25 protein-coding genes and 1 riboswitch are annotated in these 25,256 nt (G+C 34.9%); of the genes, 22 read left to right on the forward strand and 3 right to left on the reverse strand.

Annotation, left to right across the window (positions count from 1 at the left end; genetic code table 11):
- Window positions 1–5 precede the first annotated feature (5 nt).
- The 7 genes from larE (at window position 6) to NQ558_RS05200 (ending at window position 6,167) form a co-directional block, all read left to right on the forward strand.
- Window positions 6–773 carry an ATP-dependent sacrificial sulfur transferase LarE gene (larE, locus tag NQ558_RS05170; RefSeq protein WP_040445859.1) on the forward strand — a complete coding sequence of 256 codons (768 nt, stop codon included), beginning with the start codon at window positions 6–8 and terminating at the stop codon, window positions 771–773.
- 50 nt (window positions 774–823) lie between these two features.
- Window positions 824–1,579 carry a nickel pincer cofactor biosynthesis protein LarB gene (larB, locus tag NQ558_RS05175; protein WP_005358996.1) on the forward strand — a complete coding sequence of 252 codons (756 nt, stop codon included), beginning with the start codon at window positions 824–826 and terminating at the stop codon, window positions 1,577–1,579.
- A 78-nt stretch (window positions 1,580–1,657) separates the two neighbouring features.
- Entirely contained in the window at window positions 1,658–2,929 is a 1,272-nt protein-coding gene (gene larC, locus NQ558_RS05180) for a nickel pincer cofactor biosynthesis protein LarC (RefSeq protein ID WP_005358994.1), read from the forward strand.
- A gap of 26 nt (window positions 2,930–2,955) precedes the next feature.
- Window positions 2,956–3,945: an energy-coupling factor ABC transporter permease gene (locus NQ558_RS05185; protein WP_005358991.1), complete on the forward strand. Its 990-nt coding sequence runs from the start codon at window positions 2,956–2,958 to the stop codon at window positions 3,943–3,945.
- Window positions 3,945–4,745, forward strand: coding sequence for a cobalt ECF transporter T component CbiQ (gene cbiQ, locus NQ558_RS05190; protein WP_005358989.1), 801 nt, complete (start codon window positions 3,945–3,947; stop codon window positions 4,743–4,745). Before NQ558_RS05185 ends, cbiQ begins: the two co-directional genes overlap by 1 nt.
- A gap of 12 nt (window positions 4,746–4,757) precedes the next feature.
- Complete coding sequence (locus tag NQ558_RS05195; RefSeq protein WP_005358986.1) at window positions 4,758–5,480, forward strand: energy-coupling factor ABC transporter ATP-binding protein; 723 nt, start codon at window positions 4,758–4,760, stop codon at window positions 5,478–5,480.
- A gap of 231 nt (window positions 5,481–5,711) precedes the next feature.
- Window positions 5,712–6,167: an Hsp20/alpha crystallin family protein gene (locus tag NQ558_RS05200; protein WP_005358981.1), complete on the forward strand. Its 456-nt coding sequence runs from the start codon at window positions 5,712–5,714 to the stop codon at window positions 6,165–6,167.
- 207 nt (window positions 6,168–6,374) lie between these two features.
- On the opposite strand, the gene NQ558_RS05205 is transcribed toward NQ558_RS05200, so the two are convergent.
- Window positions 6,375–8,360, reverse strand: coding sequence for a glycerophosphodiester phosphodiesterase family protein (locus tag NQ558_RS05205; protein ID WP_005358979.1), 1,986 nt, complete (start codon window positions 8,358–8,360; stop codon window positions 6,375–6,377).
- 126 nt (window positions 8,361–8,486) lie between these two features.
- Window positions 8,487–8,567: riboswitch (ZMP/ZTP riboswitch) on the forward strand.
- Window positions 8,568–8,826: 259 nt separating this feature from the next.
- On the opposite strand from NQ558_RS05205, the gene NQ558_RS05210 reads away from it, so the two are divergent.
- The 9 genes from NQ558_RS05210 to NQ558_RS05250 all read left to right on the forward strand — a co-directional run bounded on the left by NQ558_RS05210 (window position 8,827) and on the right by NQ558_RS05250 (window position 17,520).
- Window positions 8,827–9,540, forward strand: coding sequence for an IMP cyclohydrolase (locus NQ558_RS05210; protein ID WP_005358977.1), 714 nt, complete (start codon window positions 8,827–8,829; stop codon window positions 9,538–9,540).
- A 36-nt stretch (window positions 9,541–9,576) separates the two neighbouring features.
- The gene (locus tag NQ558_RS05215) at window positions 9,577–10,752 is read left to right on the forward strand and encodes a phosphoribosylaminoimidazolecarboxamide formyltransferase (protein ID WP_005358976.1); all 1,176 of its coding nucleotides are present in this window, start codon (window positions 9,577–9,579) and stop codon (window positions 10,750–10,752) included.
- Between the two features lie 580 nt (window positions 10,753–11,332).
- A complete protein-coding gene (locus tag NQ558_RS05220) occupies window positions 11,333–11,992 on the forward strand; it encodes a phosphatase PAP2 family protein (RefSeq protein ID WP_040445857.1) in 660 nt (219 codons plus the stop codon).
- Window positions 11,993–12,009: 17 nt separating this feature from the next.
- Window positions 12,010–13,056: a lysylphosphatidylglycerol synthase transmembrane domain-containing protein gene (locus NQ558_RS05225; RefSeq protein ID WP_040445855.1), complete on the forward strand. Its 1,047-nt coding sequence runs from the start codon at window positions 12,010–12,012 to the stop codon at window positions 13,054–13,056.
- Entirely contained in the window at window positions 13,023–13,754 is a 732-nt protein-coding gene (locus tag NQ558_RS05230) for a CDP-alcohol phosphatidyltransferase family protein (RefSeq protein ID WP_242652074.1), read from the forward strand. Before NQ558_RS05225 ends, NQ558_RS05230 begins: the two co-directional genes overlap by 34 nt.
- A gap of 1 nt (window position 13,755) precedes the next feature.
- Window positions 13,756–14,589, forward strand: a complete 834-nt coding sequence (locus NQ558_RS05235; protein WP_005358972.1) for a phosphatidylserine decarboxylase — start codon at window positions 13,756–13,758, stop codon at window positions 14,587–14,589.
- A 229-nt stretch (window positions 14,590–14,818) separates the two neighbouring features.
- The gene (locus NQ558_RS05240) at window positions 14,819–15,676 is read left to right on the forward strand and encodes a transporter substrate-binding domain-containing protein (protein ID WP_005358969.1); all 858 of its coding nucleotides are present in this window, start codon (window positions 14,819–14,821) and stop codon (window positions 15,674–15,676) included.
- Window positions 15,677–15,694: 18 nt separating this feature from the next.
- Entirely contained in the window at window positions 15,695–16,735 is a 1,041-nt protein-coding gene (locus NQ558_RS05245) for an amino acid ABC transporter permease (RefSeq protein ID WP_005358966.1), read from the forward strand.
- 11 nt (window positions 16,736–16,746) lie between these two features.
- A complete protein-coding gene (locus NQ558_RS05250; RefSeq protein WP_005358961.1) occupies window positions 16,747–17,520 on the forward strand; it encodes an amino acid ABC transporter ATP-binding protein in 774 nt (257 codons plus the stop codon).
- A gap of 182 nt (window positions 17,521–17,702) precedes the next feature.
- Here NQ558_RS05250 and NQ558_RS05255 read toward each other — a convergent pair whose 3' ends face one another.
- Window positions 17,703–18,635, reverse strand: coding sequence for a DMT family transporter (locus NQ558_RS05255; RefSeq protein ID WP_005358959.1), 933 nt, complete (start codon window positions 18,633–18,635; stop codon window positions 17,703–17,705).
- A gap of 224 nt (window positions 18,636–18,859) precedes the next feature.
- The gene (locus NQ558_RS05260) at window positions 18,860–19,831 is read right to left on the reverse strand and encodes a magnesium transporter CorA family protein (RefSeq protein ID WP_005358957.1); all 972 of its coding nucleotides are present in this window, start codon (window positions 19,829–19,831) and stop codon (window positions 18,860–18,862) included.
- A gap of 119 nt (window positions 19,832–19,950) precedes the next feature.
- Between NQ558_RS05260 and NQ558_RS05265 the strand changes: the two genes are divergently transcribed.
- The 6 genes from NQ558_RS05265 to NQ558_RS05290 all read left to right on the forward strand — a co-directional run bounded on the left by NQ558_RS05265 (window position 19,951) and on the right by NQ558_RS05290 (window position 25,159).
- Window positions 19,951–20,421: a CinA family protein gene (locus tag NQ558_RS05265; RefSeq protein ID WP_005358954.1), complete on the forward strand. Its 471-nt coding sequence runs from the start codon at window positions 19,951–19,953 to the stop codon at window positions 20,419–20,421.
- Between the two features lie 243 nt (window positions 20,422–20,664).
- Complete coding sequence (gene metA, locus NQ558_RS05270; protein WP_005358951.1) at window positions 20,665–21,588, forward strand: homoserine O-acetyltransferase MetA; 924 nt, start codon at window positions 20,665–20,667, stop codon at window positions 21,586–21,588.
- 112 nt (window positions 21,589–21,700) lie between these two features.
- On the forward strand, window positions 21,701–22,723 hold the full coding sequence (locus NQ558_RS05275; RefSeq protein ID WP_005358949.1) for a DegV family protein: 1,023 nt from the start codon (window positions 21,701–21,703) through the stop codon (window positions 22,721–22,723).
- Window positions 22,724–22,908: 185 nt separating this feature from the next.
- The gene (locus NQ558_RS05280) at window positions 22,909–23,427 is read left to right on the forward strand and encodes a CarD family transcriptional regulator (protein ID WP_005358946.1); all 519 of its coding nucleotides are present in this window, start codon (window positions 22,909–22,911) and stop codon (window positions 23,425–23,427) included.
- A 292-nt stretch (window positions 23,428–23,719) separates the two neighbouring features.
- Window positions 23,720–24,205, forward strand: a complete 486-nt coding sequence (ybaK, locus tag NQ558_RS05285) for a Cys-tRNA(Pro) deacylase (protein ID WP_005358942.1) — start codon at window positions 23,720–23,722, stop codon at window positions 24,203–24,205.
- Between the two features lie 123 nt (window positions 24,206–24,328).
- Window positions 24,329–25,159, forward strand: coding sequence for a zinc ribbon domain-containing protein (locus tag NQ558_RS05290; protein ID WP_005358939.1), 831 nt, complete (start codon window positions 24,329–24,331; stop codon window positions 25,157–25,159).
- Window positions 25,160–25,256: the final 97 nt, after the last annotated feature.

Consider the following 25,256-nt stretch of genomic DNA (forward strand, 5'->3'; position numbering starts at 1 on the left):
AAAAAATGAAAAATATTACAAAAGAAGAAATAAACATAAAAGAGTTTTTTGAAAAATATCCTAATGTGGCAATTGCTTTGTCAGGTGGAGTTGATTCAGTATTTTTGGTTTATATGGCAAAAAAATATGCAAAGAGCGTGAAGGCGTATTTTGTCAAATCTGTTTTTCAACCGGAATTTGAAAAAAAGGATGCAGAAAAAATTTGCCGGCAGCTAGGCGTTGATTTGAAGATTTTGAATGTGGATGTTTTGTCTAACAAGCTGGTTACAGACAATCCGGTCAACAGATGTTATTATTGTAAGCAGGGTGTTTTTGGAACAATTCTTGAAGCAGCAAAGAATGACGGAATGACAGTAATTCTTGATGGAACCAACGCTTCAGATGATGCAGATGACAGACCGGGAATGAAGGCTTTGCAGGAGATGAAGGTTTTGTCCCCACTTAGAATGTGTGGCTACGTGAAATCTGAAATAAGAAAGCAGTCAAAGGAAGCAGGTTTGTTCGTGTACAACAAACCGTCATACGCTTGTCTTGCAACAAGAATACCAACAGGTACTGAAATAGATGAAGAAAAAATCAAACAGGTAGAAACAGCAGAAACATTTTTGTTTGACTTAGGCTTTTCTGATTTCAGAGTAAGATGGATGGACAACAAAGCCAAAATCCAAATGCCTGAAAGCCGGTTACAGGCACTTATGGAAAAGCGAGAAGTTGTATTGGAAGAATTGTTAAAAATATTTGATGAGGTATTGCTTGATTTGAGAACTAGATAGTAACAACATAAAACGAGACAAAGAAATATGATTATAAGAAAGGCGACATTATGAAACAATCAGAGTTGATGAATATTTTGGATGATGTTGCAACGGGGAAAGTTACTAAGGAAGAAGCTTTGCTTGCCATTAAAGAAGAGCCTTTTAAGGATATGGGGTTTGCAAAGATTGATACCCACAGAGGCATCAGACAGGGTGTGCCTGAAGTTATTTATGGCGCAGGAAAAACCAAGGAACAAATAAAAGAAATTGTCAAGCATCTACAAAAAAGTGGTGAGGAAACTGTACTTATAACAAGAATGAGCAGTGAAGCCGCTAAGTTTGTCAGTGAAGAAATAGATTTGAGATATGATGAAATATCTAAGGTTGGAATAGTTGGACCAATGCCTAAGAAAGACGGTATTGGAACAATAGTTGTTGCAACGGCAGGAACAAGTGATATGTATGTTGCAGAAGAAGCAGCATTGACGGCAGAGGTTTTCGGCAATCAGGTTACAAGACTTTATGATGTGGGTGTTGCCGGACTTCACAGATTGATAAGCCACGTTGACGAAATAATGAGTGCCTCCGTAATAATCGCAATTGCAGGAATGGAAGGCGCACTTGCCAGTGTCATAGGTGGAATGGCAGACTGCCCTGTAATCGCAGTGCCAACAAGTGTAGGCTACGGTGCAAACTTCGGAGGCTTATCAGCCCTTTTGTCAATGCTAAACTCCTGTGCCAGCGGAGTAAGCGTAGTCAACATAGATAATGGCTTCGGAGCAGCATATCAGGCAAGCATGATAAATCATATGAGAGCGAAGTAGTAGGGTGGGAGAAAACCTGCTCTTTTGGAAGAAATTACGGATAATTCCAGGGAAAATACATATAAAAGAGGAACTAATATGAGAATTTTGTATTTAGATTGTGGAATGGGTGCAGCAGGCGACATGTTGATGTCTGCTTTGCTAGAACTTGTTCCGGATAAAGATAAGTTTGTTGAAAAAATTAATAATATTGGAATTTCAAATGTTAAGGTGAAGCTTGAAAGCTCGGTTAAATGTGGTATAAAAGGAAATCATGTTAGAGTTTTGATTAATGATGAAGAAGAATTGTCTGAGGATGTACAAAACAGTAATGAATTACATCATCATAACCATACCCATCATCACGCTCATTACCATGCAACTATTGATTTTATTGAGCACACGATTCAAAATCTCGCAGTTTCAGACAAGGTTAAGAATGATGTAATTTCTATATACAAGCTTATAGCTCAGGCTGAGAGTAAAGCTCACGGTGTGGATGTTTCTGAAATTCATTTTCATGAGGTTGGAATGATGGATGCAATTGCGGATGTAACATGTTGCGTTATGTTAATGGAAGAGATTAACCCTGACAAGGTGGTTGTATCGCCTATTAATACAGGTTTTGGAAAAGTGAAATGTGCTCATGGAATACTTCCGGTTCCCGCACCGGCTACAGCTAATTTGCTTGAAGGAATGGTTTGTTACAGTGGAAATATTGAAGGCGAACTTTGCACGCCAACAGGGGCAGCAATTTTGAAATACTATGTTAATGAGTTTGGAAATATGCCTGCGATGATTATGGAAAAGCAGGGTTATGGCATGGGAAACAAAGACTTCCCGGTGGCTAACTGCATTAGAGCAATTCTTGGAGAAAAGACAGAAAATAATTCAATTACGGAAAGTAACAATGACACCAATCAAAATAATAGAACCATTGAGAATAGTGATACTATCCAAGACACCATTGTGGAGCTTCGTTGCAACATTGACGATATGACTGCGGAAGAATTAAGTTTTGCGGTGGAACAGATTTGGCAGGATGATGTGTTGGACGTTTACACTACGCCAATTAGTATGAAAAAAGGTCGTCAGGGAACTTTGCTTAATGTAATGTGCAAAGAGTCGGCTAAGGAAGATGTTGCCGTAACTATTTTTAAGCATACATCAACAATTGGAATTAGAGAATACAAGTGTAGCCGAATGATTTTGAATAGAAAGATTGAGAAGGTTAGCACCCAATATGGAGATATTGATGTGAAAAAAACATATGGCTATGGAGTTGAAAAATCCAAATTGGAGTTTGAAGATTTGAAGAAAATAGCTATTGAAAATAACATTTCCATAAGAGAAGTGAAGGAGAATATTTAATAAAGATACTTTAGGAGGACAAATTTATGCATATGGCAGACGCCTTGTTATCACCGGCAGTTGCAGGGACAATGTACGCCTGCAGCACAGCGGTGGCAGCATATTCAGTTACAAAGATAAGAAAAGAAGATGATCAGACTAAAATCCCAACCATGGGAATAATGGGAGCTTTTGTTTTTGCAACTCAAATGATTAATTTTACAATACCGGGAACAGGTTCTTCAGGACATTTGTGCGGAGGAATGTTGTTGTCTGCAATGCTTGGGGCACCGGCAGGTTTCCTGACAATGATAGGTATTTTGCTGATTCAGTGTTTGATGTTTGCTGACGGAGGTTTGATGGCTCTTGGGGCAAATGTGTGGAACATGGCATTTTATGGATGCTTCATAGGAGCGATGGTTATATGGCGCATTGTGATGAAAAACGGCGCATCAAAAAAGAAAATAATGGCAGCGTCAATTATTGGTTGCGTTGTTACTTTACAACTTGGAGCTTTTTCAGTAACACTTGAAACTTTGGCTTCAGGAATTACAGAACTTCCTTTTACTGCATTTGTTTCAGTAATGCAACCAATACATTTGTGCATCGGATTGGTTGAAGGAATAATTACCGGGGCAGTTCTTTGCTTCGTCTACGAGGCTAGACCTGAATTGCTTTGGGGAATTGAAGCTGTTGACAAAAAAGAAAAAATGCCATACAAAAAAGTTTTGGCAATTCTTTTGGCAATGGCAGTAATTATTGCAGGTGGCTTATCACTTGTGGCTTCATCTTTGCCTGATGGCTTGGAATGGTCAATTTCAAAAATCACAGGAGCTACAGAAGTGGAAAGCACAGGTGGAATTTACAGCTTTTTTGCGGGAATACAGGACAAGCTTGCAATCCTTCCTGACTACGGATTTAAGTCTTCAGACACAATTGCCGGAACATCATTTTCAGGCATTGTAGGTGGAGTGGTAGTAATCCTGTTGTGCATTGTGTGCTGCAATTTATTTAAGTTTTTTAGAAAGAAAGCATAATGGAAAAATTTGAAAATGCAATACACGAAATGTGTGCTATTGAAAATCAGGCTGGGGAAGATAATTTTCTAAATAACATACATGCACTGGCAAAACTGTTTGTAACGGTTTTGTATGTTTGTATGGTGACTTCTTTTCCGAAATATAATGTGACAGGTCTAGTGGAAATGATAATATATCCCTTGATTATTTTTAACCTTGGGGACATTAAATTTGGAAAATGTATAAAAAGAATCAGACTTATTTTGCCATTGATTTGCATAATTGGTATTTTTAATCCTTTTTTTGACAGAAATGTTTTGCTGACAATGGGTGGAGTGAAAATAACCGGCGGCGAAATTTCCATGGTGACACTGATGATTAAAGGAATTTTGACGGTGATTGCCATTTATATTCTTATAATTACAACTACTATAGACCGAGTATGCATGGCGCTTAGAAAAATACATATTCCTGAGATTATTGTTATGATTATCCAGTTGATTTACAGGTACATTAACGTGTTGCTAAAGGAAACAAAAAGAATAGTTGAGGCGTACAGCCTTAGGGCACCGGGCCAGAAAGGCATTAATTTTAAGGCTTGGGGAAGTCTGCCGGGGCAGTTGCTTTTACGAAGTATAGACAGGGCAACCGATGTGCATAACAGCATGAGTCTTAGAGGTTACAATCTTAATAACGTGCGAATCAGAAATTACAAATTAAGTAGCAGGGATTACGTGTGGATGATTGTATGGACACTGGTGATTATCACTTTTAGAGTGTACCCTGTTTTTGAAATAGTGGGCGGTTTGTTTACATAAAAGGACAAAAAGATGGAGAATATAATTTCAGTTTCCGACCTTTCTTTCGGCTATGATAGCAAGAGAAAGGTTTTGGAAAATATAAATTTTCAATTAAAAAAGGGTGAGTCGGTGGGCTTGGTTGGCGCTAACGGCGTTGGAAAGTCTACTCTTTTAAGAATACTTGTTGGTCTAAATACAGGTTTTCAGGGAGATGTGATGGTCAACAATATTCCCCTTGAAAAAAAGAATTTAAAGACTATTAGAAAAAATATTGGCTACGTTTTTCAGGATGCTGACAGTCAGCTTTTTATGTCAACTGTTTTTGATGATGTTGCTTTTGCACCGAGAAATTACGGAATGTCTGAGGCAGAAGTTAATGAGAAAACAATGGAAGCGCTGAAAGTTGTGCACATTGAACAGCTAAAGGACAAGCAGATTTATAAGCTTTCAGGAGGGGAGAAAAAACTTGCCTCTATTGCAACAATCCTGTCAACAGAACCGGATGTTATATTGATGGATGAGCCAAGCGTGGCACTTGATCCAAAGAACAGACGAAACCTAATCAACATATTAAATCGACTGAATCAGGCAAAAATAATAGCTTCTCACGATTTGAATATGATAATGGACACTTGCGAGAGAACAATACTTCTTTCAGACGGAAAGATAATTAAGGATGGTAATACAAAGGAGATTCTTTTGGATAAAGAGCTGATGGAAGAAAGCGGCCTGGAGTTACCGTTAGGGTATTAGGAAAGTTAAAAATCAGATAACATTTTATATTATAAAAGTTAACAAAATGTTTACAAGAAATATTAGCACTCACTGTTGACGAGTGCTAACAAAAGTGCTATAACATAATCACAGGGAAAAAAGAGAGTCCCTGAAAGAAATAAAATTAACAATTACGACTAATGGAAGTCGCAATATGCAGTCAGCTAAATTCTCAGATTTTGATTGCAGATATATAAGGAGGTAAGTATTATGTTAGCACCTAGTATTTTTGGAATGAATGATTTATTTGATGATTTTGGAGATGTATTTGAATTTTCACCTGCATTTAGAAAGCAGGTAGCAGCAGCTAGAAATATAAGCTCAGATATTAAAGAATTGGCTGACGGCTACCAGATTGAAATGGAATTACCTGGATTTTCCAAAGAAGAAGTAAAGGCACAGTTGAAAGACGGTTACCTTACAATTACCGCTGAACACAATGCAGAAAATAAAGAAGAGAACAACGAAGAAGGTCAGAAGAAGGAAGCCGTTAAATACATCCGTCGTGAAAGATATTATGGCAAGTGCCAGAGAAGCTTCTTTGTTGGCAAGAACGTAACAGAGGAAGATATTAATGCCAAGTTTGAAAACGGAATCTTAACAATGTATGTTCCTAAAGAAGTAAAGAAGCCACAGGTAGAAGAAAAATTCATTACAATTGAGTAATAAAGGTGGAAGAACTTGAATAAATCTTTTGGATAAAAATTAAATAAGGCAGTAGCATTGCGTGGTGGAAACGGGAATTACAGTAAAAAATAGAAAAATCACAAAATGTTCTGTGTAATGTAAATAAAAAATATCCGGATAGAATGTAAGCTTAAAATACTTTCTTCTATCCGGATATTTTATTAATTCATTTAAAAAATTCAAACCCTATTTTTTCTTCTTAATCTTCAATGGCTTATTTTTCACAACAGTGCTATATGAGCTGTAGTAGTATTTTTTACCAACTTTTAAGTAGGCTCTCACTTTTACGTAATATTTCTTTGTCTTTGTAAGGCCTTTAACTTTTACATACTGTTTTGTGTTGCCTGAAACAGTGTATTTCTTTACGACATGCTTCATTTTCTTGTCTGTTGCAACTCTAACTTCATAGCCTGTGCATCGTGGTGAGTTAGTCCACTTAACCATGATTCGTCTGTTCTTGCTATATCTCTTAGCAGACTTAATTGTTACTTTTGCCGGCTTTGTATACGTAGTCTTTGCTGTGCAAGGTGAAGATGTATATGTTTTGCCATCAGCCTTTAAATATGTTGCAACTCTGTATCTGTACTTTGTAGCAGAAGCAAGTTTAGTGATTTTGTATGACTTTGCATCTGAGTTTGCGATAGTCTTTATGGCTTCATATTTCTTTTTTGAATAGTTGTAACGGTAAACAATATATCCTGTTATTTTGTCTACAGGTGTCCATTTTAAAGTGACTTTTGATGTTGTAGTGGTTGAATCACTAAAGCCGGTCACTTTAGGCATAACAATTTTGTACTTTAATTCTTTTTCATCTGTACAGTTGTTTATACCTGATATGTAAACCTTTGCTGTTCCCGGATTTTTATTGTCAGAGTAGCTTAACTGATAATTAATGCCCTCTACAAGTTCGATATCCTTATATTTAACAGTAACAGCAGGCAACTTTCTTGAACCGTCATATGTGTAACTTGTCTTACTTAATGTGCAACTAAAAGCTTTAGTGTTGTACTTGGCACGAAGAATTGTAGGTGTAACTTCATTAGGATTAACCATATTAGTTGTGAAGCTTCGCACACCCCATTGATAATAAACACCCATTATTGCAGGGGTATCAAGTGTGTAAACACCAACCTTTAAACCTTTAGACAAAGCAAGTTTTATGGCAGCTTCCTTAGTATAATTTTTTTCTCCATTAAAAGTAACTCCTTCAGCGTTACATTTAAGTGCGTCATTTACTGCATCTTCATCCAAAATAGTACTAAGATAAGTAGTTGCTAAAGTGCTGTCAATGCTTTTAATTTTCTTCAAATAAGTTTTGCTAAAAGAAATAAAAGTTACACAGTCTTCAACGCCGGCATTTTTTAAAGGTTTAACTAATTCATTCTCAAAATAGTTAGGATAGTTACTGTCAGATACGCTCTTAAGTTCAATCTGCCAGTTGACTTTTTTGCCTTCGGATTTGTATTTCTTAATCAAGTCAATAACCTGGTCTAATGTGGCAATTTTAAGATTGCTGTAAGCATCAACATTGTTACCCTTAGTATATGAATATTTTAACAGTTCGCTGTAAGTTGAGTCTGAAATATCAACGTTAACGCCCATTGTATTTTTTAATGAATCGTTGTGTGAGACAACCCATGTAGCCTTGCCGTTTGAATCGGGCTTACATCTTCTGATATCAAGTTCAATCTTTGAAAATCCTGAAGCTGCAGCCATTTCAAAAGCCGGAATTGAGTTCTCCGGTGCATAAGCTGAGTAACCTCTGTGTGCAACTAAGTCAAAAGCATCAGGGTCTACTGTTGTAGGTTGTTCAGTTGTAGTTTCCTGTGGTTTTGTAGTTGTTTCTGCAGGATTAGTTGTAGAACTATCCGTTGTAGTATTGTCAGTTGTTGATTTCTCAGTAGTAGTTTCAGTGGATTGTTCTGTTGAAGTTTCAATTGCTTTTCCCAAAGAATCAGAAGAATTAACCACATTAGAAGCAGATTGCACAACATTATATGTGGCAGCTTCAACTTCGGTAGCCTGTGTATTTACTTCATAAGAATATGATGAGTTAAATGTGTCTGCCTTAACTTCCTTAGGCGGTGCTACATATCCGCTCATCATTGTTGTAATCATAGCAAGAGAAAGAATCTTTGCTACTAGTTTCGTGTTTTCATTTCTTTTTCCCATATTTACATCTCCTTTTCATACAAGATTGTATTATAACATTGATTGTATGATTTGACATCTAAATCTTATAAAAAATTTGTGATAAAAAACAGTTGAAAAAAGAAAAAAAATAGTTTATGCTACTTATATATTCCATATGACTGGCGGATTAGTGGGATTACCCACAGGGAGTATGGATGCACGTAGTCGACCGCCTGGGCAACCCTCTGGGTTACCTGGGTGGTTTTTTCATTTTGTGGAATTTTTAGAAAGGTTTGAAAGATTCTTTTAGAAAATTTCTTATAAGTTCTGCAAAACAATTAACTATCTTTGGAGAGGACAGAGGAGTTAAAATATGTTTATTAATTCTTTTTGCAGAAAAAACTTCGACCCATTTTCTGCAAAGAGAATTACATTAAACAGTAATCTTAAATTAAAAACTTAAAATACAAAGTAAACTTAAAATCAAAATTAAGGAGATTAAAAAATGCAGATGTTATCACTTGAAAATGAATTAAAAGAAAATTCATATCCGGGAAGAGGAATCGTAATTGGAAAAACACCTAATGGAAAGCATGCTGTAACAGCATATTTTATTATGGGAAGAAGCGAAAACAGTAGAAATCGTGTTTTTGTTGAAGAAGGAGAAGGAATCCGCACAGAAGCTTTTGATCCATCAAAGCTTGTTGATCCAAGTCTTATTATCTACGCACCTGTTCGTGTTCTTGGAAACAAGACTATCGTAACTAACGGCGATCAGACAGATACAATTTACGAATTAATGGATAAGCAGCAGACTTTTGAACAGGCACTTAGAACACGTGAGTTTGAACCTGATGCTCCTAATTACACACCTAGAATTTCAGGAATTATGCATATTGAAGATGGGAATTACAATTATGCAATGTCTATCTTAAAGAGCAACAACGGAAATCCTGAAGCATGTAATAGATATACTTTTGCATATAATAACCCTGTTAACGGAGAAGGTCATTTCATTCACACATACAAATGTGACGGAAATCCACTTCCAAGTTTTGAAGGTGAACCAAAGCTTGTACCTATGATGGACGATATGGACGCATTTACAGATATGCTTTGGAACAGCTTAAACGAAGATAACAAGGTATCTCTTTTTGTAAGATATATTGATATTGAAACAGGAAAATACGAAACAAAGATTGTTAACAAAAACAAATAATTATAATAATCAGTGTAAGTTTTGGAGGAATATATAATGAAGGAATTAGAATTAAAATACGGATGTAACCCTAATCAGAAACCATCAAGAATATATATGGAAGAAGGAGAACTTCCAATTAAGGTTCTTAACGGAAAGCCTGGATACATTAACTTTTTAGACGCATTTAACGGCTGGCAGTTAGTTAAGGAATTAAAGAAAGCAACAGGTCTTCCTGCAGCAACATCATTTAAGCATGTTTCACCTGCAGGTGCAGCAGTTGGTCTTCCACTTAGCGAAGTTGAAGCAAAAATCTACTGGGTAGATGATCTTGGAGAATTATCACCACTTGCATGCGCATATTCAAGAGCAAGAGGTGCAGACAGAATGTCATCATATGGTGACTTTATTGCTTTATCAGATGTTTGTGATGTTTCAACAGCAAAGGTTATTAAGAGAGAATTTTCAGATGGAATCATTGCACCGGGATATGAACCTGAAGCACTTGAAATGTTAAAAGGAAAGAAGAAAGGGGCATATGCAATTATTGAAATTGACCCTAATTATGTACCAAAGCCAATTGAGCATAAAGAAGTATTTGGTATTACTTTTGAACAGGGACGTAACGAACTTAACATTGATGATGATTTCTTCAGCAATGTAGTTACAGAAAACAAAGATATTCCTGAATCAGCTAAAATTGATATGGCTATTTCAATGATTACATTAAAATATACACAGTCTAACTCAGTATGTTTCGTAAAGAATGGACAGGCAATCGGTGTAGGTGCAGGTCAGCAGTCAAGAATTCACTGTGTAAGACTTGCAGGACAGAAAGCTGATAACTGGCTTCTTCGTCAGGCACCACAGGTACTTAATCTTCCATTTAAGGAAAATATGAAACGTGCAGATAGAGATAATGCAATTGATCTTTATATTGGTGAAGAATATATGGATATTCTTGCTGATGGAGAATGGGAAAGAGTATTTACAGAAAAGCCACCTGTATTTACAAAGGAAGAAAAGCAGGCATGGCTTGCACAGGCTGATGGCATTACACTTGGTTCAGATGCATTCTTCCCATTTAGCGACAATATTGAACGTGCTTACAAGAGCGGTGTAAAATATGTTGCACAGCCAGGTGGTTCAATTCGTGATCAGGATGTTATTGATGCATGTAATAAGCATGGTATGGCAATGGCATTTACAGGACTTAGATTATTCCATCACTAAAAAGCATAAAATAGTGAGACTATAAGAGGGCTGTATTATTAACGATTGGACTTCTCCTTTTTGAAATTCTTGTGTAATTTAATCGTTTTACATAGCCTGCAGAAATTTTCGTCGCAAACACGTTGATTTTCTTATTTTGCTCCGCCGCCTATTGTAAAACAAAAATCAAAACTCGCCTACGGCTCAAACAGTTGATTTACGCGTTACTACAAACGGTGCATAAATTAGTGAACCTGCTTTTTATTAGCTTGCTTAATAAAAGCAGGTTTAATTAATTTATATATCGCGCCTGCGCGATATGAGTATGAAGCGTAGCGGAATACGAATGCCCGCTTGTTTGCTTTCAAAAATTTCTGCATCTATGTAAAAAAAGATATTATAAGAATTTCAAAAGGAGATATCTCACCGTTAGTGATACAGCTCTATTTTCATATAGCAGAGTTAAATATAAAAGGGTAATATAAAAGGGATTGTTTAAACTATGTTGACATCCATAGACCTATATAATATAATTTGTATGATATTGTACTATATGGTGTAGTACAATCTCACAAAAATTATAAATTTGTAGAGGAAAAGTATGGAACGTATTTACAAGATATTGCCTAAATACGCATTTATTCCCATTATATCCTGCCTTTTATTAAATAGTATTACTTATTTTGGAAGCAGAATATTTACAACGGGAATGCACCACTATGATATAAGCATAGCCATTGATAGAATGCTGCCATTTGTAACTCCCATGGTATCGGTTTATGTTTTGGCTTATGTTACATGGATTTTGGGCTTTATCATAATAGGAAGAGAAAGCAAAAAATTATGTTATGAAGTATGTTCAGCGGAAATGATTGCAAAACTCATATGTCTTGTTTGCTTTATAATAATGCCAACAACATTAACAAGACCTGAAATTACAGGTACAGGCTTTTGGAATTGGCTTACCTCACTGATATATTCAACGGATGCGGCGGATAATCTTTTCCCGTCCATTCATTGTCTTGAAAGCTGGATATTATTTAGAGGTGTAATGAGATGCGAAAAGCAGGGCACGACAATGAAGATATTTATGTTTGTGTCTGCAATTTTGGTTTTTGCATCTACAGTATTAATAAAGCAGCATGTTGTAATTGATATTATCGGTGGTGTTTTGGTTGTTGAAATAGGTTTATTCCTAGCAAAAAAATTAAATACAAAAAGAATTTTTTATGCTATTGAGAATAAATTAGGTTTAGAGTAGAAAGGCTTGGTAGGATTTTGAAGAGCAATAAGAAACAGATTATATGGTCCTTAATTTTTATAGCTTTAATTGTTTTGACAGTATGGGTTATTGTAAAACAGAATGAATCTTTTTCAATAGAAGGTTTTATAAATTATGTATCAGCTGCAAAATGGCAGTGGATAGCGTTAGCCTTTCTTTGCATGGTAGGATTCATCGTTTTTGAAGGACTTGCTGTTTTACAATTATGCAAGGCTTTTGGATATAAAGAGAAGGTTAAGCGTGGAATAGTTTATTCAGCTGTTGATATTTATTTTTCAGCCATTACTCCGTCAGCTACAGGCGGTCAGCCGGCATCGGCAATGTGTATGATGCAGGATGGAATTCCAGGAGCAGTAACAACGATTGTTTTGTTACTAAACTTGACCTTATACACAATTGCGATTATAGTTATAGGTGCTGTTTGTTTTATATTTAATTTTGATATGTTTAGGCATTTTAGCATTTGGTCAAAATATATGATACTTATCGGATGTGTTGTCCAGTTTGTGTTATTGACGGTATTTCTTCTTTTGGTTTATAAAGAGAAGATTGTTACAAAAATAGCAAATACCGGCATGAAGATATTGCATAAGCTTCATCTGATGAAGAACATAGAAAAGAGACAGGCACATTTGGTCGAAGTGGAAAGACAGTATAAAGAATGTGCGGCAGCAATAAAGAATAATAAAGCAGCTGTATTTAAGGCTTTTATATTTAACCTATTACAGAGAATTTCACTTATTTGCGTTTCTGTATGTGTTTATATGGGCGTAGAAGGAAATATAAAAAGAGCGTTTGATGTATTTTCAGCACAGGGCTATGTGGTTCTTGGTTCAAACAGCGTTCCCATTCCGGGAGCAGTTGGTGCAGCAGATTATCTTTTTATAGATGGATTTGGCGGTATATTAAAAGATCCTGTTAGTATTGAATTATTAAGTAGAGGGATTTCATTTTATTGTTGCATTATAATTTGTGGAATAATTACACTTGGTATTTATTGTACAAAAGCGTGGAAAGGAATGAAGCAGAAGAAAAAATGTTAGGTTTTTATGATTACACTGTTGTTCTTACATATTGCTCAGTAATTTCAGCAGTAATAGGGATTTATGTTTCACTTAGCGGAGCAGGTCATCCATATATTGGAGTAATGCTTTTGTTATTATGTGGTTTGTTTGATACTTTTGACGGACGTGTGGCACGTTCAAAGAAGAATCGTACAGAGAAGGAGAAAGCTTTCGGAGTACAGATTGATTCATTATCTGACTTAGTTGCTTTCGGTGTTTTGCCGGTTTGTATTGGAGTGGCATTATACAACAGAGATAAGTTTGATTTTATTAAAACAGGGAAGGAAAGCCTGTTATTACATATTCCATTTGTAATAATTGTTATTTTGGGAGCGTTATTTGTACTGTGTGCTCTCATAAGACTTGCATATTTTAACATTACAGTGGAAGAAACACAGGGAGACAGCGTAGGCGATGACAAATATTATTTTGGACTTCCTGTTACATCAACAGCATTAATATTTCCAACATTTTTGTTAATGAGACACATTATGCTTATTACATGTCAGATTAACATTTCGTATATTTATTATATTTTGCTAGTTATTGTTGGAATATTGTATATTTTAAAATTCAAGTTAAAGAAACCGGGAACAGCAATGATTTATCTTATGGTTGCTGTTGGTGCAGTTGAATTTTTGGCAGTAGTGTTAATGAAGATTTGTTTTGGAAGATAATATGAAAAAAGAAAGTTCAGGAATTTTAAGATTTTTATATAATACAGTGCCGGGAAGAATGGTACTTAAGATAATTACAAGCCCCACAATTTCAAAAATTGGTGGGGCTTATATGGATTGTAGGGTATCAAAAATTCATATAAAAGGTTTTATAAAAAACAATAATATTGACATGACTCAATACGAAAAAGCTAAATATGGATGTTTTAATGATTGCTTTACAAGAAAGATAAAAAAAGAAATGCGTCCTATTAATATGGAAGAAAATGCATTTATCGCTCCATGTGACGGAAGACTGTCAGCCTATCATATTTCAGAAAACTCGGATTTTTATATAAAGAAGAGTTATTATTCAGTGGCTGATTTAATAAAGAATAGTAAGAAAGCCCCTGATTTTAACGGAGGAGTATGCCTTGTTTTCAGATTGTGCGTAGATGATTATCACCGCTATGGGTATGTGGACGACGGAAAGATAGTAGAGAACAATTATGTGCCGGGAGTTTTGCATACTGTAAGACCTATTGCATTAAACAGATATCCGGTTTTTGTTCAAAATAGTCGTGAGTATTCTGTTATTGAAACTAATAATTTTGGAACAATTGCTCAGATTGAGGTTGGGGCATTAATGATTGGCAAAATCAAAAACCACCAGAAATCAGGCTTAGTAAAAAAAGGTCGTGAGAAGGGTATGTTTCTATATGGTGGTTCAACTATTGTCGTTCTTCTTGAAAAGGACAAAGTTGATATTGATGAAAAGTATTTCCGAAATACTGTCAATGATATAGAAACAAAGGTGAAGTTTGGCAGTACAATAGGAATAAAATCAAGCGATTAGCTAATAGAAAGTTTTATCGTTACATTAATCCTAAATTTATACACGTGAATAAATATTCACAAATTTAGTATTTTATACTTAAAAAAGTTAGGTTTAACCATTAAAAATATTGACACAAAATATTTTGTAGTTTATTATCTAACTTGTGCATAGGAGGAAAGACAATGGTCCAAAGTCCGTTGTCTTTTTTCTACATATAAAATTTATATATTAGAAGGAGATAAAAGTCATGAAGAAGTTTTTAGCAGTAGTAATGACAGCAGTTCTTGCAATGTCTATGATGACAGCTTGCGGTTCTAGCAAGTCATCAGAAGAAAACAAAGACACAACAGCAGCAAAGGCAGAAACAACAAAGGCAGAAACAATCGATGCATCAGGAGTTACATTAGTTTCTGATGGAGTTCTTACAGTTGGAGCAGAAATGGGTTATGCACCATTTGAAACACTTCAGAAAGATGGAAAGACACCTGAAGGATTTGATATTGATATTATTACAGAAATTGCTAAGAGATTAGGTCTTAAAGTTAATTTCATTAACACATCATTTGATGGTATTTTAGGAAAGATTGGAAAAGACTACGACGTAGTTTGTTCAGCAGTAACAATTAATCCTACAAGAAAGAAAGCAGTTCTTTTCTCAACACCATATATTACAAACTATCAGACAGTAGTAGTTAAGAAGGGTAGCGACTTAAAGATTAACAGCTTAAAGGATCTTGACGGAAAATCAGTTGGTGTACAGAAAGGTACAACATCAGATCAGCTTATGTCAGAATACAAGTCAACAAAGACTATTAATGTAGAAGTAGCAGCTAATGACAAGTTATTAAACTGCTTTACACAGTTAACAAATGGTGAAATTGATGCAGTAGTAGTTGATAGTACTGTTGCTGACGGTTTCGTAGCAAAGAATCCTGACAAGTATGAAAAGGCATTTTCAGATAAGACAGAACCTGAAGAATTCGGTATTGCTATTGGAAAAAACAATGCAAAACTTCAGGAAGCTATTAACAAAGCATTAGAACAGATGGATAAAGACGGATTCCTTAAGGATACAGCAGATTACTGGTTCTCATCACAGGAATAAAGGATAGAAAAGGTATTTATGAACACTTTAAAAAGAATTGTAAACGTAAAAGGTTGGAAAAAGAAAACTAAGATAGTTACAATCGTTGTAATTATCGCAATAATTGTTGCAAGTATTTTATCAGCAGTTAAGCCAAGCAGGCTTGAAATGATTAGTCAGGCATCACCTGAGATGCAGAAGATGATTGAAAAAGATGAAACATTAACAAGAAAGAGAGTTTCATCTGCATATAATGACTTAATTATTATTAATTACTCAGCATTTTCAACTTCAGGTGCAACAGAATTAAGTGAAAAGTTTGTTGGTTTTGCAGGAAAGATTTATAAGGCAGACAAGGGAACAGCAGGTATTGTAGGAAAGATGGTAAACTATACATATAGAATGTTAGGCTGTGGAGAGAATATGCTTCATGGTGCAAAGCTTACTATTTCACTTACAACATTCACTGTAATTCTTGGTGTTATTTTAGGTGTTTTCCTTGCATTAGGAAAGATTTCAAAGAACAGAGTGATTAACAAGATTGCAAGTGCATATGTATTCTTCTTTAGAGGAACACCATTGTTGATTCAGTTATTTGTTGTTTATTTTACAGTGCCGGGACTTTTTGGTTTCGCATGGAGAGATTTCTTCTCTGCGGCAGATGCTGACGGTGTATATAAAGGAGCTTTCATTGCGGCACTTATTGCTTTTGCATTAAACTCCGGAGCATATTGTGCTGAAATAGTAAGAGCGGCAATTCAGTCAATTGACAAGGGACAGTACGAGGCAGCTAAGGCTTTGGGAATGAACTATAGCCAGACAATGTCATTAATTGTTATTCCACAGTCAATCAGAAGAATGCTTCCTGCTATTTGTAATGAGTTTATTATGGTATTGAAGGATGCATCATTAGTATTTGCTATTTCACTTATGGATATAACAACTATATCTAACAGTATTATGAATAGTGATGGTTCATACATTGTATTTATTCCGGCTTTAATTATTTACTTAATAATTACGGCATTCTTCACTTATATATTTAACAAGATTGAGAAGAAATTCTCAGTCTATGAATAGGAGGTGCAGTAATGGATAGTAAGTATATTTTGGAAACAGAACATATTAGTAAAAGTTTTGGTTCTTTAGAAGTGTTAAAAGATATCAATTTGAAGGTTAAAAAGGGTGAGGTTATTTGTATTATCGGTCCTTCAGGAGCAGGTAAGTCAACATACCTTCGTTCACTTAACCAGTTAGAAAAGATTACAAGTGGAAAGATTTTCATTAAGGGAGATTTATTCCTTCATAGAGAAAACGACAAAACCGTAGAGCGTATTGCAAAAGAGAAGCAGAAAGAATTATTACTTGAAATGGGAATGTGCTTTCAGAGGTTTAATCTTTTCCCACACAAGACAGTTTTGGAAAACATTATGATTGCACCTATTAAGGTTAAGAATGTTGATAAGGAAACTGCAAGAAAAGAAGCATTGGAATTACTTAAAAGTGTAGGTCTTGAAGAAAAGGCAGATGAATATCCTAATAGATTGTCAGGTGGACAGCAGCAGCGTGTGGCTATAGCAAGAGCACTTGCAATGAAGCCTGAGATCATGTTATTCGACGAACCTACATCAGCTCTTGATCCTGAATTGGTAGGCGATGTGTTGCAGGTAATGAAAGATCTTGCAAAAGAAGGAATGACAATGTTATGTGTTACTCATGAAATGGGATTTGCCAAGGAAGTTGCTGATAGAGTAATCTTTATGGCAGATGGAGTTATTGCTGAAGAGGGAACACCTGATGAAGTATTTAATAACCCACAGAATCCAAGAACACAGAACTTCCTAAAATCAATATTGGAAGCCTAAGGGCTTGATAGGAAATGAATTAATTAGCTAAGAAGTAATAACAGGGCTACAGCTTTGATGATTTAGAATCGTTAAAGCTGTAGCCTTTTTAGTTGTGGTGATAATTGCCCTTTTGCCACCAATTATGGATATTTCGAGGCAAAGTGCTATAAAAATCCGTAATTATACGTATGAAGAGTTATCTACAATGTAATTTTCTTTTTCATTGGTATTTGTGCAAGCACAATTGCCACAAATATAAATATACATCCGAATATTTCCCTTACGGACATTGTCTGGCCCAGTATTATCCAGCCGGCAAGTACGGAGAATACAGATTCCATACTCATAAGCAGTGAAGCCACTGTAGGGTGCAGGCCTTTCTGACCAACTATCTGAAGTGTATAGGCAACACCACATGACAGGACACCTGCGTATAAAAGAAGTATCCAGTTATTAATTGAAGTCAGATTGTGTAGGCAATTCATTATACCTGCAATGGAATGTTTCATATCAACGAAGAACATTGGAATTGATGTACAGATTGCACTTGTCCAAAACTGAATACATGACAGGCGGATGCCGTCAACAAGCGGTGAAAAGTGGTCTATAACAAGTATATGTATTGAAAACGCAAGAGCGCACAAAAGTAACAATGTATCTGCGAATGTTAATGAAAATGAACCATGTATGCACAATAAATAAAGTCCAACCAGTGAAAAGCAAACTCCAATCCAAATATTCAAACCACATTTTTTGCCGAAGAATAAACCAAGTATCGGAACAATAATTATATAGCAAGCTGTTAAAAAACCGGCCTTTCCGGCTGAAGCTCCGAAATAAAGTCCAAGTTGTTGAATATTACTTGCAATAAAGAGAGCTATACCACAGGAAATTCCTCCAATAATTAAGGTCTTTTTTTCTTTTTTAGTCTTAGGTTTCATATAAGTAAGACCGGCGTGATCTAAGATTTTAATAGTAGGTAGCAAAACAATACCACCAATAAAAGCTCTCAGACAATTAAATGTAAAAGGACCAAGGGCATCGCCACCTGAATCCTGAACTACAAAAGCAATTCCCCAAATAAAAGCTGTAAGAAGTAAAAGAAAAGAGTTTTTTAGTTTAAGTGAATTCATAATTTTTTCTCCAAATGTAAATTTAAAAATTATATTTTTGTAAATAAAATATTTGAAAATGTTAAAAAAATCAATAAGATTATCAACTTATGTTAATAAAATATATATGATTCGGTAGGATTGTGAGAGTGCAAAGCAGGTCACAATTTATGCAATAAAGATGTGGGGCGTTTTGACACCCATATCCTAGTATAAAGAAATTGCAAAAAAAGGCAACACAAGAATTACCACCATTTTTTCTTTTTGAAAATTATACATAATATTCCTACAACCAATACACTTATGCCAAATAGCAAAGGATAGCCATATTTCCAATGAAGTTCTTTCATATATTCAAAGTTCATGCCGTACCAGCCGGTGATTAACGTTAAAGGCATAAAAATAGTGGTGACAATTGTAAGAACCTTCATAATGTTATTTTGATTAACAGAAAGTTTCTGCTGATAAACATCTCTTATTTGGGACGTGTATTCCCATATTTGTTGAGACTCATTGCTTAAAGTAAGAATCTGGTCGCAAAGATTTTCAAGTAGCTCTTTGTTGGCATCATTCATAAAAGTTTTCTCTTTTGAAAGTGCCCGACATATATCCATAAGAATAATATAATAGTGGTGAAGTCTAAGTGAGTTTCCACGAAAAGCCAGAATCTGGTCGGCGTTATAGTTATAATTAGAGGAGTCGGTAAGAATATTAAGTTCAAGTACAGACAGATTTTGGCTAATGGAATTAAGGTTTTCAAGGTCATGTTTCAAAATACTTTTTAGCATAAAATAAATAAAATCTTGGCTTTCTTCTATTTCATTAATATTTTCTTCAATAATGTTACTGAAAATATCAGTCAAAAAATTATCGTAATCAACGAAAAGAATACTGCGCCCATTATAAATAAAAGAAAAATTTTTCCGTTCTTCCTGAATGCATGGAATGGAAATGCAACATACAATGGCATCTTTAAAAAAAATAATTTTTGAAAAATTAAAATCACCAATAACAGTTTTGAAGCTGTCAACATAATTCCGGACACTGCCAGAGTTGTAAATATTACCGGAATTATTAGAAAAAATATTATCATTCATAGAATTTTTGTCAGTACTGCAAGAGAGTCTGTTAATATCACTTGCAAGCACAAGCCCGGCGTAGTTTTCATTAATGGAAAAAGTATTCACTTGGGATTTGGCAGATATATCAAAGAACATAAGAACTCCTATAGTTTAATTAAATATTTAACAATATATAGATTTGCCAAAAGTATACATTTTTATTACAAAAAGGTTTATAATAATAATTGCGAAATATTGAAAGGCAGGCGTTTGTAATGAATAAGGCAGAACAGTTAGTGAAATTATTAATAGAAAAAAAATATACAGTTTCTTTTGCGGAAAGTTGCACAGGTGGAAAAATGGCAGCAAGAATAGTTGATGTGCCCGACGCATCAAAGGTTTTGAACGCAAGCATTGTAACTTATGCAAATGAGGCAAAGATGAAGTATGCCAATGTTTCAAAAGACACACTGAAACAGTACGGAGCAGTTAGTGAAAACACTGCAAGAGAGATGGCTGAAGGCGTGGCAAAAGCTAATAACGCAGATGTTGCAGCAGGAATTTCAGGCATAGCAGGACCTACAGGCGGCACGGAGGATAAGCCGGTGGGAATGGTTTGCTTTGGATTCTATATAGACGGAAAAGTTTTTTCTGACACAAAACATTTCGGAAATATTGGAAGAAACAATGTTAGGGACGAAAGCGTTGAGTATGTTTTGGATGTGTTAATCAAAGAATTGTCATAAAGGGATTACAAAAACGATTATAAAAATAATTATAAAAGTAATAATAAAAAATCAGTATATAGGACGAACATGAGAGAATTACTAATAACGGTATTTGCCAAATGCCAAAAATGTGTTAAAATCGTCAAGTATACACTTTATATCAATTAGGGTGAAAGTGCCTGTAATCATATTATTATGTACGAAAATCCGATAAAAACATATTATAGGGTATAAAATAAATTAAAAACAGAGGGTGTTATTATGCCAATAAAAGTTAAACAAAATTTACCGGCAAGAGATATTCTTGAAAATGAAAATATATTTGTAATGACGGACACAAGAGCAATGACTCAGGATATCCGTCCGTTGAAGGTGTTGGTTTTAAATCTTATGCCAACAAAGATTGTAACAGAAACTCAGATTCTTAGAAAATTATCTAATACTCCACTTCAGATAGAAGTTGAGTTTTTGCAGACAGTTACATATCAGTCACAGCATACGGATGAGTCACATTTAAATGAATTTTATAAGACTTTTGATGATGTTAAGGACGATTATTATGACGGACTTGTAATAACGGGTGCTCCACTTGATTTCGTTGACTATGAAGATGTGGATTACTGGGATGAAATATGTGAGATAATGGAATGGTCCAAGAAACATGTACATTGTACATTCCACTTGTGTTGGGGAGCTTTCGCAGGACTTTACTATCATTATGGAATAAGAAAGAGAGACAGGATTCCTAAACTTTCAGGAATTTACGAACATAAATTATTAAATAAGAAGTCACCTTTGTTTAGAGGTTTTGATGATGTGTTTTATGCACCACAGTCAAGAGCTACAGAGGTTACAAGAGAGCAGATTCTTAATGAGCCTGAACTTGAGTTAATGGCCGAGTCAGATATTGCAGGTGTAACAATTGTAAAATCAAAAGACAGCAGACAGTTATTTGTTTTATGTCATTTAGAGTATGATGCAGATACTTTGAAACTTGAATACGAAAGAGATAAGGCTAAGGGAATGAATCCGGAAGTACCATATAATTATTTTCCTGATGATGATCCGACAAAAGAGCCGGTTGTAAATTGGAGATCAGCAGGACAGTTGCTGTGGACTAACTGGATTAACTATTATGTTTACCAGACTACACCATATGACATTAAGGAAGTTGAAAACGAGTAAATCAATAAATATAAATAATTGGTTAATAAAATAGTTTAATCAGGAAAATTATTTTAAAATATTATATAGAAGGTCTTTGACTATTAGATTTTAAATAAGAACGGAGATAAATATGGTTAAAATTATAGCGGACAGCACATGTGATTTGTCAGATGCTACATTAAAAAAATATGATATTGATATGTTGCCTTTATATATTCATATGGGTGAAAACGAATACAAGGACAGGTTAGAAGTTACAGTTGAGGATATTTTTAAATGGTCTGATCAATACAACACTACACCAAAAACTTCAGCACCTTCAATTGAAGATGCGCAGAATGCCATTATTCCATATATGGAAAAGAATGCAGATATTATTATGTTTGCCATTTCAGAAGATATGTCAACAACTGCCAATGTTATGCGACTTGCTGCAGACAATCTTGAATATGAAGATCATGTATTTGTAATTAATTCAGAAAGTCTTTCTACAGGAATAGGACTTTTAGTTGTGGAAGCAGCAGTTATGGCAAAGAAGGGGATGGAAGCAAAAGAGATTGTTGACAGAATCGAATCACTTAAGCCATATGTAAGAGCAAGCTTTGTTGTGGATACACTTAAATATCTTCATAGAGGTGGAAGATGCTCAGCAACATCAGCCCTTGTTGGTAGTGTGTTTAAAATTAAACCACGTATTTATGTTGAAAATGGCAAGATGGATGCCGGAAAGAAGTATCGTGGCAAAATCGAAAAGGTAATTCTCCAGTACGTACATGAAATGGAACAGGATTTGAAAACGGCTAAGAGAGACAGGGTTTTTATTACTCAAACAGGATGCTCCACAGAAGTTGTAAAGTCAGTTAAAGATTATCTTAAAAATCTTAATTACTTTAAAGAAATAATAATTACAAATGCCGGAGGAGTTATTTCAAGCCATTGCGGTCCGGGAACTTTAGGCGTTCTTTTCATTGCAGGTGGGACTAAGTTTGGACCTTACGATAAACAGTTTGACACAAACAAAAACGGTATAATGGAAGATGACGAGAGAGCTGAGGAGGCTGCATACATTCGTCATATGGTTGAGCAGGAGAATATTGAAAACAGTCATGAAGATGACAGTGACGATGAATATGAAAGACAATATGACAATTAAAAATATTTTTTGGATTCAATCATTAACAGTTTGCCTAATATTCTTTTGAAAAAGATTGTATAATATGCCTATGACATTTTTTCACTAAGAAGAGTATAATACTACTTGGAGGAACGCAGAGACTACGTTTACGTCTTTGCGTTTTCTTTGCTCTTTAGGATGTTTTTAGAAGTAGAGGTGACATAATGTTTAACAAAGGAGAATATATTGTACATGGGAGAAAAGGAGTATGTAAGGTAGAGGACATTACCCATTTGGACATTGACGGTGCAGACAAGAAGAGTCTTTATTATGTTTTGATTCCAATGAAGAATCAGGATAGTAAGGTATTTTATCCAACGGACAATGATAAAATACCAATGAGAACTATTCATACCAAAGACCAGGTTGAAGAGATTGTTGAGCATATTAATGAGATTGAGCCTATTTGGATAGACAACGAAAGACAGAGAGAATATAAGTATAAAGAAGTAATAGGATCTTGTGATTGCAAGCAGTTAATAGGAATTATTAAAACATTACATAAAAGAGGACGTAGTAGACTTGCTCACGGCAAAAAGATTACTTATGTGGATGAGAAGTATTTAAGAGAAGCCAAGGAAGTGTTATATGATGAGTTCTCACTGGCACTTGATATTGATAAGCCACAGGTTGAAAAATATATTATAAATAATATTAATGAAAGCGATAAAGCTGCAGAATAAAGAGATAATCTGATAATTGAATTGCAAATGCTAATTGTTATGATAAAGTTACAAATAAGGAAATATTAAGTCGGGGAACAGATTAGCCAATATAAATAATTATGCAAATGACAATGGTCGAAAGGGCTGTTGTCATTTTTTACTTGCCAAATATAGTAACTGTGAATTATAATTAACTAGATTTGTATGCGCTTTTTTGTTAAAAAAATCACAACGTTAGGTGTATGCAATAAAATATTAGGGTTTAGCGTTATACTAATAAGAGCAAAAAGAATAGCAGAAGGTGTTAGACATGAAAAAAAAAGAAAAGACTAATGTTATGAGGGTTCTTGACAGTAAAAAAATAAAATACAATGAGTATTATTACGGCGACACGGAGGCAGTAAGTGGTGTTGATGTGGCTAAGGCTTTGGGACAGAATCCTGAAAATGTATTTAAAACATTGGTAACAACAGGAAAGTCCGGGGAGCATTACGTTTTTATGGTTCCGGTTGCAGAGGAACTTGACCTTAAAAAAGCCGCAAAGGCAGTAGGTGAGAAGTCTATTGCAATGCTTAAGTCGAAAGAGTTGCTTGGACTTACAGGCTACATTCACGGTGGCTGTTCACCAATTGGAATGAAGAAATTGTTTAAGACAACAATTCATAAGACAGCACCGGATTTTGACACTATATTATTTAGCGGTGGAAAAATAGGATTTCAGGTGGAGATACCATTTGAAGATTTTAAGAAAGTAATAAATGTTAACACAGCAGATATAATTGTAGAAGCTGTTTAAAATCTAATAATATATTAATGACAAATGTTATTGAGGTATTAAAGGTTTTATAATTGGAAATACATAAATATTAACAGAGCAGATATAATTTTAAATTCTGTATGAAACACAAGGAGGTAAAAGATGTTTTGTAAAAAATGCGGAAAGTACATACAGCCGGGCCAGAATTTCTGCCCAACGTGTGGAACACCGGTGGAGAACAATAACACCGAAAGTATGGGGGACACAAAAGTTATACCAGGGCTTAATAATATGGAAGATATGGGAGATACAAAGGTTATCCCTAATCTTAATGAATTAGAAAATCAGAAATCTTTTGGAAATAACACAAACTCATTTGACGATATTGATGACAGCGATTTTCCTGAAGAAATCGAATATGTTGAAGATAAAATCGAAGGGTTTGATTTTCCGGAGGAACCTGAAGAAGAATTTGAATTTGATTCAGACGAAAATGAAGAATATGTAGTTGATGATGAAGATGAAATCGATAAGTCAATGATTACAAATGAGAATAAGAAGTTAAACATTATTGCTATTGTAGTTTCAGTTGTAATTGTTATCGGAATAGTAATTGCAGCAATTATTCTTACAAAATCATTTGGAAATGATAACAATAACAACACAGTTGAAACAACAGTAGAAGTAACTACAACAGATGATAGCAGTAATGATGAAAAAACAGATGCAGTAACAGATGACAGCGATGGCGACAACAATGATGATGCCAATTACACAACAACTTACGAAAAGAGTAGTGATGAAACAACAAAGAAAAAGGTGAAAGAAACAACAAAGAAGGATAAAGCGACAAAAAAGCCTAAGACAACAAAAGCACCAAAGGCTACGCCAAAGCCTACGGAAGCACCAAAGGCAACAGAACCACCTGCAACAGAGCCACCTGCAACGGAGCCACAAGTAACAGACGCTTCGGCAGATGAGAAGGTAGAGTAAATAAAATATCCGCCAGGATGATAAAACACGCAAAAGTGTTAATAAATCCGGCGGATTTTTTGCGTGAAGATTACTACTTTTGTTTATTTTATTAAAA

The sequence above is a fragment of the Eubacterium ventriosum genome (genome assembly GCF_025150745.1).
GTDB classification, from domain to species: domain Bacteria; phylum Bacillota; class Clostridia; order Lachnospirales; family Lachnospiraceae; genus Eubacterium_G; species Eubacterium_G ventriosum.

Excerpts from the sequence above, each read along its gene's own strand:
- larE (WP_040445859.1), top strand. The coding sequence starts at position 6 with ATGAAAAATATTACAAAAGAAGAAATAAACATAAAAGAGTTTTTTGAA.
- larB (WP_005358996.1), top strand. The coding sequence starts at position 824 with ATGAAACAATCAGAGTTGATGAATATTTTGGATGATGTTGCAACGGGG.
- larC (WP_005358994.1), top strand. The coding sequence starts at position 1,658 with ATGAGAATTTTGTATTTAGATTGTGGAATGGGTGCAGCAGGCGACATG.
- NQ558_RS05185 (WP_005358991.1), top strand. The coding sequence starts at position 2,956 with ATGCATATGGCAGACGCCTTGTTATCACCGGCAGTTGCAGGGACAATG.
- cbiQ (WP_005358989.1), top strand. The coding sequence starts at position 3,945 with ATGGAAAAATTTGAAAATGCAATACACGAAATGTGTGCTATTGAAAAT.
- NQ558_RS05195 (WP_005358986.1), top strand. The coding sequence starts at position 4,758 with ATGGAGAATATAATTTCAGTTTCCGACCTTTCTTTCGGCTATGATAGC.
- NQ558_RS05200 (WP_005358981.1), top strand. The coding sequence starts at position 5,712 with ATGTTAGCACCTAGTATTTTTGGAATGAATGATTTATTTGATGATTTT.
- NQ558_RS05205 (WP_005358979.1), bottom strand. The coding sequence starts at position 8,360 with ATGGGAAAAAGAAATGAAAACACGAAACTAGTAGCAAAGATTCTTTCT.
- NQ558_RS05210 (WP_005358977.1), top strand. The coding sequence starts at position 8,827 with ATGCAGATGTTATCACTTGAAAATGAATTAAAAGAAAATTCATATCCG.
- NQ558_RS05215 (WP_005358976.1), top strand. The coding sequence starts at position 9,577 with ATGAAGGAATTAGAATTAAAATACGGATGTAACCCTAATCAGAAACCA.
- NQ558_RS05220 (WP_040445857.1), top strand. The coding sequence starts at position 11,333 with ATGGAACGTATTTACAAGATATTGCCTAAATACGCATTTATTCCCATT.
- NQ558_RS05235 (WP_005358972.1), top strand. The coding sequence starts at position 13,756 with ATGAAAAAAGAAAGTTCAGGAATTTTAAGATTTTTATATAATACAGTG.
- NQ558_RS05240 (WP_005358969.1), top strand. The coding sequence starts at position 14,819 with ATGAAGAAGTTTTTAGCAGTAGTAATGACAGCAGTTCTTGCAATGTCT.
- NQ558_RS05245 (WP_005358966.1), top strand. The coding sequence starts at position 15,695 with ATGAACACTTTAAAAAGAATTGTAAACGTAAAAGGTTGGAAAAAGAAA.
- NQ558_RS05250 (WP_005358961.1), top strand. The coding sequence starts at position 16,747 with ATGGATAGTAAGTATATTTTGGAAACAGAACATATTAGTAAAAGTTTT.
- NQ558_RS05255 (WP_005358959.1), bottom strand. The coding sequence starts at position 18,635 with ATGAATTCACTTAAACTAAAAAACTCTTTTCTTTTACTTCTTACAGCT.
- NQ558_RS05260 (WP_005358957.1), bottom strand. The coding sequence starts at position 19,831 with ATGTTCTTTGATATATCTGCCAAATCCCAAGTGAATACTTTTTCCATT.
- NQ558_RS05265 (WP_005358954.1), top strand. The coding sequence starts at position 19,951 with ATGAATAAGGCAGAACAGTTAGTGAAATTATTAATAGAAAAAAAATAT.
- metA (WP_005358951.1), top strand. The coding sequence starts at position 20,665 with ATGCCAATAAAAGTTAAACAAAATTTACCGGCAAGAGATATTCTTGAA.
- NQ558_RS05275 (WP_005358949.1), top strand. The coding sequence starts at position 21,701 with ATGGTTAAAATTATAGCGGACAGCACATGTGATTTGTCAGATGCTACA.
- NQ558_RS05280 (WP_005358946.1), top strand. The coding sequence starts at position 22,909 with ATGTTTAACAAAGGAGAATATATTGTACATGGGAGAAAAGGAGTATGT.
- ybaK (WP_005358942.1), top strand. The coding sequence starts at position 23,720 with ATGAAAAAAAAAGAAAAGACTAATGTTATGAGGGTTCTTGACAGTAAA.
- NQ558_RS05290 (WP_005358939.1), top strand. The coding sequence starts at position 24,329 with ATGTTTTGTAAAAAATGCGGAAAGTACATACAGCCGGGCCAGAATTTC.